The sequence below is a fragment of the Aeromonas sp. QDB62 genome, from assembly GCF_027705695.1.
GTDB classification, from domain to species: domain Bacteria; phylum Pseudomonadota; class Gammaproteobacteria; order Enterobacterales; family Aeromonadaceae; genus Aeromonas; species Aeromonas allosaccharophila.
Genome location: NZ_JAPDCD010000033.1, coordinates 39,385 through 55,638, shown reverse-complemented (window position 1 = coordinate 55,638; position 16,254 = coordinate 39,385). Strand labels below are relative to the sequence as shown.

14 protein-coding genes are annotated in these 16,254 nt (G+C 58.5%); 7 read left to right on the top strand and 7 right to left on the bottom strand.

Annotated elements, in window-relative coordinates:
* Positions 1 to 222: 222 nt before the first annotated feature.
* The gene (locus tag OKC27_RS16215) at positions 223 to 1,053 is read left to right on the top strand and encodes a substrate-binding periplasmic protein (protein WP_270806470.1); all 831 of its coding nucleotides are present in this window, start codon (positions 223 to 225) and stop codon (positions 1,051 to 1,053) included.
* 111 nt (positions 1,054 to 1,164) lie between these two features.
* On the opposite strand, the gene aroC is transcribed toward OKC27_RS16215, so the two are convergent.
* Positions 1,165 to 2,253: a chorismate synthase gene (gene aroC / locus OKC27_RS16210; RefSeq protein ID WP_270806469.1), complete on the bottom strand. Its 1,089-nt coding sequence runs from the start codon at positions 2,251 to 2,253 to the stop codon at positions 1,165 to 1,167.
* Between the two features lie 12 nt (positions 2,254 to 2,265).
* Entirely contained in the window at positions 2,266 to 3,201 is a 936-nt protein-coding gene (gene prmB, locus OKC27_RS16205; protein WP_042657459.1) for a 50S ribosomal protein L3 N(5)-glutamine methyltransferase, read from the bottom strand.
* Positions 3,202 to 3,283: 82 nt separating this feature from the next.
* Between prmB and smrB the strand changes: the two genes are divergently transcribed.
* Complete coding sequence (smrB, locus tag OKC27_RS16200) at positions 3,284 to 3,808, top strand: endonuclease SmrB (protein ID WP_139708163.1); 525 nt, start codon at positions 3,284 to 3,286, stop codon at positions 3,806 to 3,808.
* Positions 3,809 to 3,865: 57 nt separating this feature from the next.
* Positions 3,866 to 5,161, top strand: coding sequence for a sensor domain-containing diguanylate cyclase (locus tag OKC27_RS16195; RefSeq protein WP_111806965.1), 1,296 nt, complete (start codon positions 3,866 to 3,868; stop codon positions 5,159 to 5,161).
* Between the two features lie 132 nt (positions 5,162 to 5,293).
* Here the strand turns inward: OKC27_RS16195 and OKC27_RS16190 are convergent, their stop codons facing one another.
* The 4 genes from OKC27_RS16190 to OKC27_RS16175 form a co-directional block, all read right to left on the bottom strand.
* A complete protein-coding gene (locus OKC27_RS16190) occupies positions 5,294 to 5,902 on the bottom strand; it encodes a histidine phosphatase family protein (protein WP_234601390.1) in 609 nt (202 codons plus the stop codon).
* Positions 5,903 to 5,948: 46 nt separating this feature from the next.
* Entirely contained in the window at positions 5,949 to 6,392 is a 444-nt protein-coding gene (locus OKC27_RS16185) for a GFA family protein (RefSeq protein WP_232093533.1), read from the bottom strand.
* 485 nt (positions 6,393 to 6,877) lie between these two features.
* The gene (locus OKC27_RS16180) at positions 6,878 to 8,341 is read right to left on the bottom strand and encodes a chitinase (RefSeq protein WP_270806467.1); all 1,464 of its coding nucleotides are present in this window, start codon (positions 8,339 to 8,341) and stop codon (positions 6,878 to 6,880) included.
* Positions 8,342 to 8,648: 307 nt separating this feature from the next.
* Entirely contained in the window at positions 8,649 to 9,869 is a 1,221-nt protein-coding gene (locus tag OKC27_RS16175; protein WP_270806466.1) for a methyltransferase, read from the bottom strand.
* 181 nt (positions 9,870 to 10,050) lie between these two features.
* Here OKC27_RS16175 and OKC27_RS16170 point away from each other — a divergent pair, with 181 nt between their 5' ends.
* On the top strand, positions 10,051 to 10,629 hold the full coding sequence (locus OKC27_RS16170) for a PhnA domain-containing protein (protein ID WP_033136973.1): 579 nt from the start codon (positions 10,051 to 10,053) through the stop codon (positions 10,627 to 10,629).
* A 202-nt stretch (positions 10,630 to 10,831) separates the two neighbouring features.
* On the opposite strand, the gene OKC27_RS16165 is transcribed toward OKC27_RS16170, so the two are convergent.
* Positions 10,832 to 12,358, bottom strand: a complete 1,527-nt coding sequence (locus OKC27_RS16165; RefSeq protein ID WP_270806465.1) for a fumarate hydratase — start codon at positions 12,356 to 12,358, stop codon at positions 10,832 to 10,834.
* Between the two features lie 294 nt (positions 12,359 to 12,652).
* On the opposite strand from OKC27_RS16165, the gene pabB reads away from it, so the two are divergent.
* The 3 genes from pabB to OKC27_RS16150 all read left to right on the top strand — a co-directional run bounded on the left by pabB (position 12,653) and on the right by OKC27_RS16150 (position 16,057).
* A complete protein-coding gene (pabB, locus tag OKC27_RS16160) occupies positions 12,653 to 13,936 on the top strand; it encodes an aminodeoxychorismate synthase component I (RefSeq protein WP_270806464.1) in 1,284 nt (427 codons plus the stop codon).
* Between the two features lie 39 nt (positions 13,937 to 13,975).
* Positions 13,976 to 14,542: a CoA pyrophosphatase gene (locus OKC27_RS16155; protein WP_058051929.1), complete on the top strand. Its 567-nt coding sequence runs from the start codon at positions 13,976 to 13,978 to the stop codon at positions 14,540 to 14,542.
* A 216-nt stretch (positions 14,543 to 14,758) separates the two neighbouring features.
* Complete coding sequence (locus tag OKC27_RS16150; RefSeq protein WP_042657394.1) at positions 14,759 to 16,057, top strand: serine/threonine transporter; 1,299 nt, start codon at positions 14,759 to 14,761, stop codon at positions 16,055 to 16,057.
* The last annotated feature ends 197 nt before the right edge of the window (positions 16,058 to 16,254 follow it).

The following is a 16,254-nucleotide window of genomic DNA, read 5'->3' as shown; positions in this document are numbered from 1 at the left end:
AAGCCAAGGCCCCAGAGGTATAGTGTGAAAAAAGCCAATAAAAACAATGCCAGTCAGGCTTAACTGACTGGCATTACCCTGCTGCCCCCCGAATAATCCCGTTGACCGCTGGCGCAGGCACCACACTATTAACTGCCAACATAATATCTGCCTCCGCAGCTCCGGCCCGGACATGCGGACGACAGGACACATGATAGAAGAACGGGATAACGAGGTTTGGCTATGACCACGCGATATGCTATCCGCAGCAGATGGTCCATTCGGATCGGCCTGCTGCTTATGCTGCTCTCCCCTGCGTTGCAGGCCGACCAGACCCTGACCGTGGCCTGGAGCCACTGGCCCCCTTTTAGCCAGATCGACAACCGGGGCGAGCTCGACGGGCTGGATGTCAGCCTGACCCGCCAGATCCTCACCCGGGCAGGCTTCACCCCCAAGTTTCGCGAGATCCCCTGGGCGCGAGCGCTCCATCTGGTGGAACACGATCAGCTGGATGTGGCGATGGCCGCCCTGCCGCTGCCGGAGCGCCAACAGTACGCCCGCTTCTCGGATCCCTACCGCCAAAGCGCGTATGTGCTGTTGAGCAATGACCCCATCCCCGGCCATCAGGATCGCTGGGCAAAGCTCGATACCCTGCCCGAGCTTTGCCACAGCAAGGGGCTCAAGCTTGGCAAGCTGCGCGGCACCCGCCCCATCCAGCAGATGGAGGAGTGCCCCGCCCTCAAGGGGGCAACCGAGTACAATGCCGATGAGCGAATGATCGATCTGCTGCTGGCCCGCCGCCTCGATGGCATCATCATGGAGTGGCAATATGCCCGCTATCGGCTCTCCCAATTGGGCGCCGAGGGATTTATCAGCTGTCAGCTGTTGCTGCACCACCAACCGGTCAGCCTGATGTTTGCCAAAAACAGCGTGAGCGACGCGCAGCTCCTCAAGATCAACGAGGCGATCCACGCCTTGCCCAAAACCCATGGCAAGTTCTCGCCCCCCAGCTGTCGCCTCAATGCCGATCCGGGGGCCGCAGATCTGCTGACCCGCATCATCAATGAACATTGACGGGATAAACCGTCCCCGGAAATAGCAAAGGCGACCATGAGGTCGCCTTTGTATTGGTTACCGAACCGGATCCCCGAGCAGGAGCGATCAGTCGATGGGCAGCAGCGCCGATCAGCGCAACTGCGGGGTATGGGTCAACACCCCCTGATTCTGGGCGCGATGGCGCAGCAGGTGATCCATCAACACCAGCGCCAGCATGGCTTCGGCGATGGGCACGGCGCGAATACCGACGCAAGGATCGTGGCGACCCTTGGTGATCATCTCGATGGCCTCGCCTTCGGTATTGATGGTCTTGCCCGGCACAGTGATGCTGGAAGTGGGTTTGAGCGCCATGCTCACCACGATATCCTGACCGGAAGAGATCCCCCCCAGAATGCCGCCCGCATGGTTGCTGGCAAAACCCGCCGGGGTCATCTCGTCGCGATGTTCGGAGCCTTTTTGCTCCACCACCGCGAAACCATCGCCGATCTCCACCCCTTTCACCGCATTGATTCCCATCATGGCGTGGGCAATGTCGGCATCGAGGCGATCGAACACCGGCTCACCCAGGCCCACCGGCACATTGCGCGCAATGACCTGCACCTTGGCACCGATGCTGTTGCCCTCTTTTTTCAGGTCGCGCATGTATTGATCCAGTTCCTCCAGCTTGCCCGCATCGGGGAAGAAGAAGGGATTCTGCTCAATCTGCGCCGCGTCGAACGCCTCGGCCTTGATGGGGCCGAGCTGGGAGAGGAAACCGGTGATCTCGATGCCATGCACCTGTCTGAGGTACTTCTTGGCAATGGCACCTGCCGCCACCCGCATCGCGGTCTCGCGCGCCGAGGAGCGACCGCCGCCGCGATAGTCGCGCTGACCATACTTCTGGTGATAGGTGTAGTCAGCGTGACCCGGCCGGAACAGATCCTTGATGTCGGAGTAATCCTTGGAGCGCTGATCGGTATTCTCGATAAGCAGCCCGATGGAGGTGCCGGTGGTCTTGCCTTCGAACACCCCGGAGAGGATCTTCACCTCGTCCGGCTCGCGACGCGGCGTGGTGTAGCGGGAGGTGCCCGGCTTGCGCCGATCCAGATCGCCCTGCAGATCCGCTTCGCTTATCTCCAGCCCCGGCGGGCAACCATCGACCACGGCGCCCAGCGCCAGGCCGTGGCTCTCGCCAAAGGTGGTGACCCGAAAGAGTTGACCAAAACTGTTCCCTGCCATGCGCGCTCCTGCTTAGTTCTTGTAGATGGCGAAATGATCCTGATACTGCACCAGCTCGTCACGGGTCATCACAAAGACACCGTGCCCGCCGTTTTCGAATTCAACCCAGGTAAAGGGGATCTCGGGGAACTGGGCTTCCAGATGGATCATGCTGTTGCCCACTTCGACCACCAGCACACCGTTATCCTTGAGGAAATCTGCCGCATGGGCCAGCAGACGCTTGGTCAGCTTGAGACCGTCGGAGCCGGACGCCAGCGCCAGCTCGGGCTCGTGACGGAATTCATCCGGCAGATCCGACATGTCTTCGGAGTCCACATAGGGCGGGTTGGAGACGATGAGATCGTACTTGTCGCCCGCCGGTAGGTCGCGGAACAGATCGGAGCGGATCGGAATGACCTGCTGCTCCAGCCCGTGATCGTTGATGTTGCGCTCGGCCACGTTCAACGCATCGACGCTGATGTCGATGGCATCGACTTCCGCTTCCGGGAATTCGTGGGCCATGATGATGGCGATACAGCCGGAACCGGTGCACAAATCCATGATCCGGGTCGGTTCATGTTTGAGGAACGGCGCGAAACGGTCAGCCACCATCTCGGCAATCGGGGAACGGGGAATGAGCACTCGCTCGTCCACGTAGAACTCCCAACCGGCATACCAAGCCTTGTTGGTCAGGTAGGCGGCAGGTACCCGCTCCTGTACGCGGCGGATAATCAGCTCGGCAATACGGTGACGCTCGCTGCTGGTGAGACGGGAGTGGCGCATGGCCGGGTCTACATCCGGTGGCAGATGTAACGCGGGCAGTACCAGCTGCACAGCTTCATCCCAGGCGTTGTCGGTTCCATGACCGTAAAAAATCCCGGCGTCGTTGAAACGACTCATGGCCCAACGCAACATGTCCTGGATGGTGTGCATCTCGGCAACCACCTCATCGATAAATATCTTGTCCAAATCCACCTCCAAGTCGAGTAATATCCGGCCCGAGCCCAACTTATCTAGCGGGCAAGACGCATACCTAATAAATGAGCATCCGATGAAAAAAACGCCCTCACCGACAGACGAGGAAACCCTGCTGTTCCGCGATGCGATAAAAGGTACCCGGAAAATCAAGCAAGATACCATAAGGGCCGAGTTACGCCCGGTCAAGCAGAAACGCGAATTGCGCGAAACCCGCGAAAAGCTTGGGGTTGACCACTATTTCAGCGATGAGTATCAGCCCCATCTCGAGGACGATGGGCCGACCCGTTACGTGCGGGAAGATGTGTCAAAATTTGAGCTGAAAAAGCTCAAACGGGGCATTTATCCGCCGGAGATCTATCTCGATCTGCACGGCATGAACCAGCAGCAGGCAAAACAGGAGCTGGCCGCCCTGCTCACTCTCTGCCAAAAAGAGAACATTCACGTTGCCTCGGTGATGCACGGCATCGGCAAACATATTCTCAAGCAGCGCATTCCCAGCTGGCTGGCCCAGCATCCCAATGTGCGCGCCTTCCATCAGGCTCCTCGCGAATGGGGCGGCGACAGCGCCATTCTGGTGTTGCTGGATATTGAAGAGTAGTTAGCCAAACGACCACACTATACTGAATATCAATATGTTATTCGCCGTGGAGGTCGCATGTTTACACAAGGTTCCCATGCCGACATAAAGTCATCCCTCGACGCCATCGGCGCTGCCGTGGCGGTATTCAGCCTCGACAAGGATGACCATTTTGTCCTGATATCAGCTAACGACACCTTCGCCAAAGCCTTCGAGATCGAGGTGCTTGGCTGTATTGGCAAACGGCTGAACGAAATGTTTCCCCGTTACATCACCAGCAGTATCGAGCAGCCGATGCATGAATGCGTGAGCCAGCAGACCGGGGTGGAGAGCGAGCTCCCCATCGACAGCCTGTCGCGCACCAGCTGGTGGCGCTTTGTCCTCTCCCCCATCATTCCCGAGCAGGCACGGATCAACCGGATCATCGTCACCGCCATCGACATCACCGCCAAAAAGCAGCTGGAAGAGGCGCTCAAGACCAGTCGCCGCCGCTTTGAAGCAGTCGTCAACTCTGCCTATGACGGCATCATCAGCGTCAGCAGCGAATCGCGGATCGAGCTTATCAACACCGCCGCCTGCGAGATGTTCGGCATCGACGAGAGCTATCTTGGCAAGCGGCTGGAAACCCTGCTGCCACAGCGCTTTCGCGCCAACCACGACAGCTACTTCAAGGCGTTCAGCAACTCCCCCATCAATTCGCGCCCGATGCATGCCCGCGCCTCCGTGGTGGGGTTGCGCCGTGATGGCAGCGAATTTCCGCTGGAGGTGACCATCGCCAAGATCAATCTGGGCCAGACCACCGAGATGACCGCCATCCTGCGCGACATCTCCGAGCGGGCGCGACTGGTGGAGGAGCTAAAGGTAGCCGCCACCACGGATCCCCTGACCGGCATTGCCAACCGGCGTCGCTTCGATGAGCTGGTCAACGCCGAGATGCAGCGCTGCCAGCGTTTTGGCCACACCATGAGCCTGCTGCTGATCGACATCGATCACTTCAAGGAGGTCAACGACACCTTTGGCCACCAGCAGGGGGATCAGGCGATCCTGAGCCTGGTCAACCGGATCGGCAAGCAGCTGCGCGAGGTAGACATGCTGGGGCGCTGGGGCGGCGAGGAGTTTATCGTGCTGCTGCCGGAGACCTCGCTGGAACTGGCCTGGGCCAGCGCCGAGCGGATCAGACTGGCGGTGGAATCGGCCCGCCATGCGCTATCCGGAGCGCTTGAGGTCTCATTGACCATCAGCATCGGGATCAGCGCCAGCAAGGGCAACCATGACACTGTAGAGAAGATGGTTAGACGAGCCGACACCGCCCTCTATATGGCCAAGAAACAGGGGCGCAACTGCTGCCGCAAAGAGGAGCCGGAGCCGATCTGAGGGCGCACGCCCCTGCCCTGTACTGACACTGCTAACCAGTGCCTTCAGAGATAACCAACCGCAACAAACACAAAAAGCAGCGCAACCCTCTTCGGTAGCGCTGCTTTTTTCGTCCTGCTTTTGGTGCACTCTTCAATCACAACCATCAAGGGGACGGCTAAAGCGCAGTGGGCCACCATCAGCCAGAGAGAGCCTCACCGACAGCATGCCACCGTTGGGCAGTTGCCACTCGAAGAAGTCATCAAAACCGGCAATCGTTACGGCGCGGATCACCTTGGCGACCACGCCGTGCGCCACCAGCAATACTCGCTCCCCCTCAGTGGTCGAAGCCAGTGCCGTTAATCCCTGCGAGATCCGGGCAATCACCTCGTCCAGGGTTTCACCACCGGGAGGTGCTTGCGCCCAGCGCCGGGTGATATTGCGCGCCCACAGTTCGGGATATCGCGCCCTAGCCTCTGCCTGTGTCAGCCCTTCAAACAAGCCGACATCCCGCTCACGAAAGGCTGGCGCAAGTTCCACAGGCAATCCCAACTGGCGAGACAAGATGGCCGCGCACTCTCTTGTTCGCAGCAGGGGTGACGCCAGCAGCCGATCGAACGGCGGCATTGTCACTGCCACCTCCTCAGCCAGCCGGGAGATCTGGCGCACGCCATCGTCATTGAGCCCGATATCCAACGCCCCCTGATAACGTCCCTCGGCATTGGCCTGCGTCTCAGCATGGCGGATTACCACCAGTTCCATGGTGCACTCCTCTTTCCTGCTATCTGCTTACTGGTTAAGCCGCAAGCTATTTCCCTTTCGGATAACGGGGATAATCGTCCTGGATCGGCAACCAGGGCATCTGGCTGCAGGTATAAATGTGGTAGGTCGGCGTGATCGCCTCAGGATTATCAAGAGACGTGATGGCCAGAGTAAGGTATTCGGGATATTGGGTACTGCAATAGCTGAGAGTAGAGCCACACTTTGCGCAAAAGCCGCGGCGAATAGTCTCCGAGGATGCATACTCGGTCGGTTTACCACACAGCCACCGCACTTGTGCTACCCGAAAATCCATCCAGGCGCCGACCGGTGCCCCTGTTGTGCGCTGGCAATCCCGACAGTGGCAGAAATCAGCAGCAAAAGGTACCGCCAGCACCTTGTAGCGGATAGCACCGCAATGACAACCACCCTCCATATCGCTTCCCTTATCGATTATTTTGCAATCACGCAAGATTACCTCGTTGGCAGTCAAAAAACATCTGCTGAACTATGCACTTGCCTCCGTAAATAAATGGATACATAGCATATTTACACCGAGCATTTTTCAGATCAGTTTCTGTTAAAAACATTGCAAGGCGATGCGATGCGATGCGATAGATTTATAGATGAGAAGAATGAACACCTTAATCATGAAATATGAGAGGAATGGCGTCATGGGTGCACTCTTCGAACAGATCGTTTAGCAAAAAATAACACAATAACTCTCGGAGTTCATCAGGCGGCAAGAATCAAACTGAGACTTAACTATTACCCATCAATAAAATTTGATATGTCCCGTTTTACGTCAATTTAAACAAGAAAAATAAAGTTGGTTGATCAGTACAGCTACACCACAACTACCCCGCCACATTGATGGAGCTCGTTTCAATAGCGGCAGCATATTATCCCCCACAGTCAAAATGTCTAAAAAGGGGGCCAAGCCCCCTCTCCTTATCGACCAGCCAATGGACTATCTCTTTATTTGGTTGTCACCAACGCCCACGGGCCACCTTTGGCGGGATCATCCCCCTGCGTCCACCATTTGGCCTGATAGACGGCGCCCTTGTAACTCACTTTGTTGCCCGAGATATAGACCTTGCTGGCCTCCCAGGCAGGCTGACCATCAATGGGCGGGTCAACCGGATCGACCGGGGCGGGATCGAGCTTGGCGACGATCCGCACTTTCGGCCAGTTGGCGTGGGAGCCGTAGAAGTTGGTCACGCACTTCTCGTAATCACCCGGTACCAGCGCGGAATAAGCGGTCTGGAAGCCCACCAGCTCGCACTCAAAGGAGTAACCACCCGGGCGATCCGGATAGTATTTCCAGTTGCCATCCCAGTTGGTGTAGAGCACGTCGGTGGCGCCGTTGAGATTGAGGCTGCCATAGGGGGTCTGCTGCCAGCAGGTGTTCTTCTCATCCGCCTTGATCGGGATCTGGTAGTGGTTGGCCAGCCCTTCCCAGTAACGGATGCGATTGACCGGCTGCCCCTTGTCCTTGTTCTGTTCGCCACACTCGATACCGCCGTTGATGACGTTGATGGTGGTGCCAAAGCCATAGCCGATACCGGCGTCAGCTTCCCGTTTGGAAGGTACCCAGGTGCGATCAATTACGTGCAGCATGGCCGGTTTCGGGGCCTGCGGGGTGAGGAAGAACCAGATAGCAGAAGCGAGGTTGAGCCAGGAGTCAGCTACCAGCCCCGGGTTGTTGAGCAGCACCGAGGCATCGCCGTCAAACATCGCCTCGGAGAAGGCGCCGTAGTTGAAGTGGTAGGAGAGCTGCTTGGCGCCGCGGCCGAAGTACCCCTGACCCGTGCTGCAAGGCCACTTCTTGTTCTGCCAGTCGTTCTGGCCACAGCCGGTGGTGTAACCGGTCTGCCCCTCTGACCAGCCCATCTCCCGCACATGCACCAGCGCCTGTTGCCACTCCTCCAGCCCCAGCGGGTTATCGGAGACGTTCTCCTTGGCAATATGGCCGCCGGTCTCCTGAGAGAAGTGGGCAAAGGCCGTCACAATGGATTTTTTACAGATCGCATCAGAATCGCGCCCGTCGGTATATTCGCCGCAGAACGCAGGGAATTTACCAATGGCCCGCAAGAAGCGGACATAGGTATATTCCGGCGCCGCCATCTGGGTTAAATATTCCCATTCAGATTGGGGAAATACCCGTTCAACCCGTTTTACGTTGTCAGGATTGCTTGCCAGACCCGGTTCAATGGCATCGACTATTTTATTAGACCGGGTGGCCAATGCCTTGGCCCATATTGCATACATGGGATTGGCCGTCTTGGCTTTTTCCACGGCAGCCAGATCCGGTGCCGCAATCACATATCCCCCCGCATTTTGCGGATCGGGTTGAATATTCATGGCTGCACTCATTGCGGCATAGCTTGGCAATGCGCAGGCAGCGGCGATCAGCCAGGCGCAACGCTTGGGTTTGAACATATTTACCGTCCTTGTTTGAGAATAACGCGCTCCAAGATTAGGTGTTTTAACCACTAAATTCACGATGAGAATTAAGAAATAGGCGGAATTTGTGAGCCATTTCACCTTGTGATATTCAGGGCAGCTGAAACAAAGAAAAAGAACCCAAACGAAAACCTTAAAGCGTGATCTGTCGCGACTTTTTGGAAGGATGAGACGGCCAGGTGACCTGCCATCCATTCATTGTTCGTGATGAAAAAAATGGCTGACACGCTCAGCCTGTCAACCATCATCAATGTTCAAGCGAAATGCGCGAGAGAGCCGGACGTCAGGTGCGCACGGCACGGATCAGGATATTGCGCGGGGTCATGGGTTTGGCACAGAACTCCCCCACTTCGACCCGATAGCCCTGCTCTTGCAAAAAGATCGCGCGATCCAGCGCCAGCCAGATCTCGAGAGGACGGCGAAACAAATGACGCACCAACTCCATGCGGGCAACATCGCCAAAGCGGCGCTCCCCGTGTGCCAAAAAGGCGGGATAGTCGAGTCCGGCGGGCAGCGCTATCGCTTTGCGCTCGGCAGCCCAGCCGCAGAATGCCTCGAAGGTGCCGGTCAGCAGGCTCTTTTGCATATTGGGCACCGGCAGATACTCATCCACCCCGCGCACCTGACGCTGCAGGCAGTCAAATCCGAGCCGCCACACCACTTCCTGCTCCCGCAAGCGAGCGATCCGCACGCCGCCGGTCACTGTCTCCTGCAGCGGCAGCTTGAGATCCGCCTTGCTCAATACCAGCTCGCTGGCGTTGGCCGCGGCCGACAGCGGGCGATAGTGGCTGCTGCGGATCAGGTGGTAACAGCAGGGAGAGATAGTCACTCCGCGGGCACCGCGCTCGGCCGCCCGTTCCAGCAGATGGGTGTGCAGCTCACCGCAGGCATGGAGTGCCATGGCGTGGTGCTCGGAGGCGATCAGCGCCGCCGACTCGGGGGCAAAGGCATCGGCGCAGGTAAAGGTCATATTGGCGCCATCCCGCTCGGCCAGCAGCCGCCCTTCGTCACAGAGCTGATCTTGCAGCTCCAGACTGAGGATCGGAGCCTGTCGATGAAGTGACACCAGCCGCCCGAGGTGGCCTTTGCCGGCACACCACTCCAGATAGGGGCCCTGATGGGCCGGCAGACAGGCGGTAAACGACTCGATCTGGGCCTGCTTGCGCCCCGGCATGTGCAGCGCCATCTCCTTGCTGCAGGTGATGGGCTCCGGGGTAAAAGGGGCAAGCTGGCTGAGGTGCTGCAGCTCGGCCCCCTCGGCAATCCAGGGGGCAAGCAGCGTGCTGAGGGCATCCATATCCGCATCGAGCTCCGCCAGCTGGGTCAGCGTCAGCCCATTGAGCTGCGCCGCCAGATCGGGCGCCTCATCGGCAAAGGCCATGGTCAGATGATGATATGGCTGATATTGCCACCAGCGCCGGTAGCGGGTGAGCAGTCGATCCAGTTGTTGAAAACGTTGAGCCAGCACGAATGCCCCTGCCTTGCAGTCAAAAAAGAGGCTCATTCTAGCGATCCCGCTTCAAATTGCACCCTCAATACCTTGTCATCAGTGCCACGCGACAACACGGCCAACCAGTGACCGAGGGCAGACCTGACAAAGTACGGGGTTTTATGCTATATTCCGCCCCCTCTTTCACGCGCCCCGCCAACGCGGGTCGCTTTACACTAGCTATGGGACCAACAACATGACCATCAACGCCATTTTGCAAGCGCGCGCGGGCGCCAAGTGTGAACTGTGCAGCGCCGAGCAGGCGCTGACCGCCTTCGTGGTGCCTCACTCCCCCGCCAGCGACGATGATCACAGCGTTGCTATCTGTGACACCTGCCGTGGTCAGCTGGAACAACCGGATACCCTGGTGGTCAACCACTGGCGTTGCCTGAGCGACAGCATGTGGAGCCAGGTGCCTGCGGTGCAGGTGATGGCATGGCGCCAGCTCAAAGCTCTCTCCGGCAAAGGTGAGGTGTGGGCTCAGGATCTGCTGGACATGATGTACATGGAAGACGAAGCCAAGGCGTGGGCCGAAGCCGGACTGGCTGACGAAGATGACGACAGCACGCCGACCGTTGACTCCAACGGCGCTGTACTGCAAGAGGGCGACTCCGTCACCCTGATCAAGGATCTGGACGTGAAAGGCGCCGGTTTCACCGCCAAGCGTGGCACCCTGGTCAAGGGCATCCGTCTGACCAACAACCCGCTCCATATCGAAGGCAAAGTCAACGGCGTGCAGATCGTACTGGTTGCCGCCTACCTGAAAAAGGCCTAAGCCAAGGGCGATTGCTCTGCTGTCTACTGCCAGAGCACAAGCACAACGAAAAAGGATGGCGTGACGCCATCCTTTTTTATACCCGCTTGCCGCAAACGGCCAACTTGAGCCATAACAGGCCAGCCAAAGCAAAAAGGCGCATCCGGATGGATGCGCCTTTTTTACATGGCCGATGCCGTTAACCGGCAGCGGAAACGGTCACTCAGGAGGAGAGCTTGCCGTCCAGCTCGGCAATCTTGGCAGACCAGTAGGCCGGGCCGGTTTCGTGGATATTGTTGCCTTCGGAGTCGACCGCAACGGTCACCGGCATATCTTCCACTTCAAACTCGTAGATCGCTTCCATGCCGAGATCGGCAAAGGCGACCACACGCGCCTTCTTGATTGCCTTGGCAACCAGATAAGCGGCGCCGCCCACCGCCATCAGATAGACGGCCTTGTGCTGCTTGATGCTCTCGACGGTTTTCGGGCCACGCTCGGATTTACCGATCATGCCGATAAGGCCAGTTTCACCCAGCATCATGTCGGTGAACTTGTCCATCCGGGTGGAGGTGGTGGGGCCAGCCGGGCCAACCACTTCGTCACGCACCGCATCGACCGGGCCTACGTAGTAGATGAAGCGGTTGGTGAAATCGACCCCTTCCGGCAATCCTTCACCATTTTTCAGCATGTCGGCGATACGCTTGTGGGCGGCATCGCGACCGGTGAGGATCTTGCCCGACAGCAGCACGGTATCGCCGCTCTTCCAGCTGGCGAGCTCTGCCTTGGTGATGCCATCGACGTTGACGCGGCGCACGTTGCCACCCGCTTCACGGGTGATCTCCGGCCAGTCGCTCAGTTTCGGCGGGGTCAGCTCGGCGGGGCCTGAGCCATCCAGTTCGAAGTGAACGTGACGGGTGGCGGCGCAGTTGGGGATCATCACCACCGGCTTGGAGGCAGCGTGAGTCGGCGCGGATTTGACCTTCACATCCAGCACGGTAGTCAGGCCGCCCAGACCCTGGGCACCAATCCCCAGCTTGTTGACCTTGTCGTAGAGCTCGACCCGCAGCTTCTCTTCAGTGGTCTCGGGACCACGGGCGATCAGCTCCTGAATGTCGATGTGCTCCATCAGTGCCTCTTTGGCCAGCACCGCGGCTTTTTCGGCGGTACCGCCGATACCGATCCCCAGCATGCCGGGCGGGCACCAGCCTGCGCCCATGGTCGGCACGGTTTTCAGTACCCACTCGACCACATCATCTGAGGGGTTGAGCATCACCATCTTGGATTTGTTCTCGGAGCCGCCGCCTTTAGCCGCGATGCTCACTTCCACCTTGTTGCCGGGGATCATGTCGATATGGACCACAGCAGGGGCGTTGTCTTTGGTATTCTTGCGACTGCCAGCCGGATCGGCCAGCACGGAGGCGCGCAGCGGGTTGTCAGGATTGGTGTAGGCACGGCGAGTGCCTTTGTCCACCATCTCCTGCACCGTCATGTCGCTGTCCCACTGGACTTGCATACCGATCTTGACGAAACAGGTCACGATGCCGGTGTCCTGGCAGAGCGGACGATGGCCTTCGGCGGACATGCGGGAGTTGATCAGGATCTGGGCCAGGGCATCTTTGGCGGCCGGGTTGGCCTCGCGGTCATAGGCCGCTTTGGCTGCCTGGACAAAATCCAACGGGTGGTAATAGGAGATGTACTGGAGGGCATCTGCGATAGAATCGATGAAATCCTGTTTTTTTATAATGCTCATATCATCCTCACTGGTCCTTATCCCTGCCAAAAGGCAGAGCAAGGGCTTCCATATGATGGGCCGTGCTGACGTGCTGGCTAAAAACTATCAACCAGCAAAAAACGAACGACACGGCAGTTTTTTCTTAAGTCACCGGCACCTATGATACGCTTGCCCACCAGCACCGACTAGGGTTCGGGAACTAAACTGTTGCCTGTGTAACATAAAATGACGCCAACACTTCATATCCATCATCTAGACCATAGTGCTGAACTCCATCAGCTTTTTGCCCGCCTGCAACATCAGCCGTGGGCCATGTTGCTGGAATCGGCAGGGCCACTCGGCGCCGACAACGGCGTTGATATCATCAGCGCCGATCCGCTGGCGACCCTCGAGACCCGTGGTCTGGTCACCACGCTCACCCGGCATGGCGAGAGCAGCGAGCACCATGAAGATCCCCTCGCCCTGCTGGCCCATACCCAGCAAGAGCTGCTGGGGGAACTGGATCTGTGCGCCACTCGCCTTCCCTTTATTGGCGGCGCCCTCGGTCTGTTTGGCTATGATCTCGGCCGCCGCTTCGAGCGACTGCCGGTGCAGGCCGCCGCCGATATCGCAGTGCCGGACATGGCGGTAGGTATCTACGACTGGGCGCTGCTGCGCAATGTGGCGAACGGTGACTGGCAGCTGGTGCACTGGGGGGATGAAGCGGGCCTTGCCAAGCGGCTGGCCTGGCTTGAACAACAACAGGCCGCCCCGCTCCCCGCTTTTGCCTTGCAGGGGGCGTGGCAGAGCAATATGAGCCGCGCGGAATATGGCGAGAAGTTTGCCCGCATTCAGGAATACCTCGCCGCAGGGGATTGCTACCAGATCAACCTGACCCAGCGTTTCAGCGCCCCCTATCAGGGGGATGAGTGGCAGGCCTATTGCCTGCTGGCAACCGCCAACAAGGCCCCCTTCTCAGCCTTTATCCGCTTGCCGGATAGTGCGCTGCTGAGCCTCTCACCCGAGCGGTTCCTGCTGCTCGATGGCCGCCATATCGAAACCAAGCCCATCAAGGGCACTCGCCCTCGCCACCCTGATCCGGCAACCGATCGGCAAGTCGCGCTGGAGCTAGCGCAGGCCGACAAGGACAGATCAGAAAATCTGATGATCGTGGATCTGCTGCGCAACGACATCGGGCGGGTCAGCCGACCGGGCTCGGTCAGCGTGCCTCATCTCTTTAGCGTGGAGTCGTTTCCGGCTGTGCATCATCTGGTCTCTACCATCCACGGTGAGCTGGATGCACGCTGGCAAGGGGTCGATCTGCTGCGGGCCTGTTTCCCGGGCGGTTCGATCACCGGCGCCCCCAAGATCCGCGCCATGGAGATCATCGAGGAGCTGGAGCCCCAGCGCCGCAATGCCTATTGCGGCAGCATCGGCTATCTCAGCCAGCATGGCCGGATGGATACCAGCATCTGCATTCGTACCCTGATCGCCGAAGCGGGTCGTCTGCACTGCTGGGCCGGTGGCGGCATCATCGCCGACTCCGATGCCGACAGCGAATATCAGGAGACCTATGACAAGGTCGCCCGCATCCTGCCGCCGTTGTCGGCGCTGTAACCCCGACCAGCAACCGCATCAAAGATGGAGCTGCCTCCCATGGATCGCCACGAACTGCTGACCCGCTTCCAGTTGCAGCAACCCGCCCCGGCCCATCGCCTCGCCATTGGCGGGCTCAGTCCGGCGGCGGTGTTGATCCCGGTGGTGATGCGCGACGAAGGGCTCAGCGTGTTATTGACCCGGCGCAGCCCCCGGCTGCGTCATCATGGGGGGCAGATAAGCTTCCCCGGTGGGCGGCAGGATCCCGGCGATGAGAACCTCATTGCCACGGCGTTGCGGGAGACCGAAGAGGAGCTCGGCATTCCGGCGCAGCTGATCGAGGTGATCGGCACCCTCAACCCGCTCAATACGGTGTCACGATTCGAGGTGCTGCCGGTGCTGGGGCTACTCGATGGCGACTATCCCCTCATCCTGAGTCCGGATGAGGTGGATCATGCCTTCGAAGTGCCGCTGACTCATCTGCTGGATCGGCGCAACCACATCCCCCTGACCCTTGCCAGAGGCGGAAAACAGCACACCATCTACTGGATCCCCTGGCAACAGCACTTTATCTGGGGAGCCACCGCCAGCATGATCAACCAGCTAGCCCGACACCTCGCCAGATAACATCTCGCTTACATTTACGCGCACAAAATTTGCTCGTTAACACTAAACTAACGTGCCAGATGATAAACAAAAATTGAACTTTTCTTGTTTTGATCACATTTCCATAAGAAAGTGCGGTTTTCTGTGCCGTAAAGATGAATTTGATCAACATTTTTGATTAAAAAAACCGTATCCTTGCGCCGACTTAATAAGAACCACACATTCGGGGTGAGATAGATGTCAAACACAGTCACTGGCACGCAGGGAGTTGCGGCGTCAACAGAGCAAGGGATCCGCTCTACTCAAACCACTCGTTGGGAAAAACGCGACTCTACCTGGGTCATCAGCCTGTTCGGGACCGCGGTTGGCGCGGGTATCCTGTTCCTGCCGATCAACGCGGGTATGGGCGGTTTCTGGCCGCTGGTCGTCATGGCGCTGCTGGTGGGTCCCATGACCTATCTGGCCCACCGTGGTCTGGCCCGCTTCGTACTCTCCTCCAAAAAGCCCAATGCAGACATCACCGAAGTGGTGGAAGAGCACTTTGGCGTGGGGGCCGGTAAATTAATCACCCTGCTCTACTTCTTCGCCATCTACCCCATCGTGCTGATCTACGGCGTGGGTATCACCAACACCGTTGAAAGCTTCATGGTCAACCAGCTGCAGATGAGCGCCCCGCCGCGCTGGATCCTCTCCATCGTGCTGATCATGGGCATGATGTCGGTGATGCTGGCCGGTGAGAAGCTGATGCTGAAAGTCACCGAGTTCCTGGTTTACCCGCTGATCGTCATTCTGGCCGGTATCTCTTTGTACCTCATTCCGGACTGGACCGGCGCCGCGCTGGAGCAAGTACCCTCTGCCAAAGATTTCGCCACCACCCTGTGGCTGACCATCCCGGTACTGGTCTTCTCCTTCAACCACAGCCCGGCCATCTCCAGCTTCTCGCTGGCACAGCGCCGCGATCACGGTGATCACGCCGTCCAGAAAGCCGATGCCATCCTCAAGCGTACCGCCATGGTGCTGCTGGGCTTCGTGATGTTCTTCGTCTTCTCCTGCGTCATGAGCCTGACACCGGCCCAGCTGGCAGAAGCCAAGGCCCAGAACATCGCCGTGCTCTCCTATCTGGCCAACCAGCATGCCAGCCCCATCATCTCCTACTTCGGTCCGCTGGTTGCGTTCGTGGCCATCGTCTCCTCCTTCTTCGGCCACTATCTGGGTGCCCGTGAAGGTCTGAAAGGGATGATCGTGCAGAACATGCGCAACTCCGGCAAAGAGCCGAATGCCAAGAAAGTCGAGATGTTCATCATCGCCTTCTTCATCCTGACCCTGTGGGGCACCGCCGTGGCTAACCCCTCCATCCTGGGCATGATTGAATCCTTGGGCGGCCCGATCATCGCTACCATCCTGTTCATCATGCCGATGTACGCCATCAAGCGCGTACCGGCCATGGCGAAGTATCAGGGCCATATCAGCAACGCCTTCGTTGCAACCATGGGGATGATCGCCATCTCTGCCATCCTCTATCAGCTGGTTGGTTAATCTTCGCGACCTGCTCTGATAGCAAAAAAGCCAGCCGAACATTCGGCTGGCTTTTTTTATCTCTGCGCTCTGCCCATCCTCTACTCCCCTATCTTCTACAGCCCATAGCCAATCCCCCCATTTGCTGGTCACCCGGACTCGCCATGGCGCAATCGCGACCTGACCTGCAACCGGTATGGAATAGATACGTTCTCTGT

Coding starts and splice junctions, on each gene's coding strand:
- aroC (WP_270806469.1), bottom strand. CDS start 2,253: ATGGCAGGGAACAGTTTTGGTCAACTCTTTCGGGTCACCACCTTTGGC.
- OKC27_RS16175 (WP_270806466.1), bottom strand. CDS start 9,869: ATGAGCCTCTTTTTTGACTGCAAGGCAGGGGCATTCGTGCTGGCTCAA.
- OKC27_RS16170 (WP_033136973.1), top strand. CDS start 10,051: ATGACCATCAACGCCATTTTGCAAGCGCGCGCGGGCGCCAAGTGTGAA.
- OKC27_RS16165 (WP_270806465.1), bottom strand. CDS start 12,358: ATGAGCATTATAAAAAAACAGGATTTCATCGATTCTATCGCAGATGCC.
- smrB (WP_139708163.1), top strand. CDS start 3,284: ATGAAAAAAACGCCCTCACCGACAGACGAGGAAACCCTGCTGTTCCGC.
- pabB (WP_270806464.1), top strand. CDS start 12,653: ATGTTGCTGGAATCGGCAGGGCCACTCGGCGCCGACAACGGCGTTGAT.
- OKC27_RS16195 (WP_111806965.1), top strand. CDS start 3,866: ATGTTTACACAAGGTTCCCATGCCGACATAAAGTCATCCCTCGACGCC.
- OKC27_RS16155 (WP_058051929.1), top strand. CDS start 13,976: ATGGATCGCCACGAACTGCTGACCCGCTTCCAGTTGCAGCAACCCGCC.
- OKC27_RS16150 (WP_042657394.1), top strand. CDS start 14,759: ATGTCAAACACAGTCACTGGCACGCAGGGAGTTGCGGCGTCAACAGAG.
- OKC27_RS16180 (WP_270806467.1), bottom strand. CDS start 8,341: ATGTTCAAACCCAAGCGTTGCGCCTGGCTGATCGCCGCTGCCTGCGCA.
- OKC27_RS16215 (WP_270806470.1), top strand. CDS start 223: ATGACCACGCGATATGCTATCCGCAGCAGATGGTCCATTCGGATCGGC.
- OKC27_RS16190 (WP_234601390.1), bottom strand. CDS start 5,902: ATGGAACTGGTGGTAATCCGCCATGCTGAGACGCAGGCCAATGCCGAG.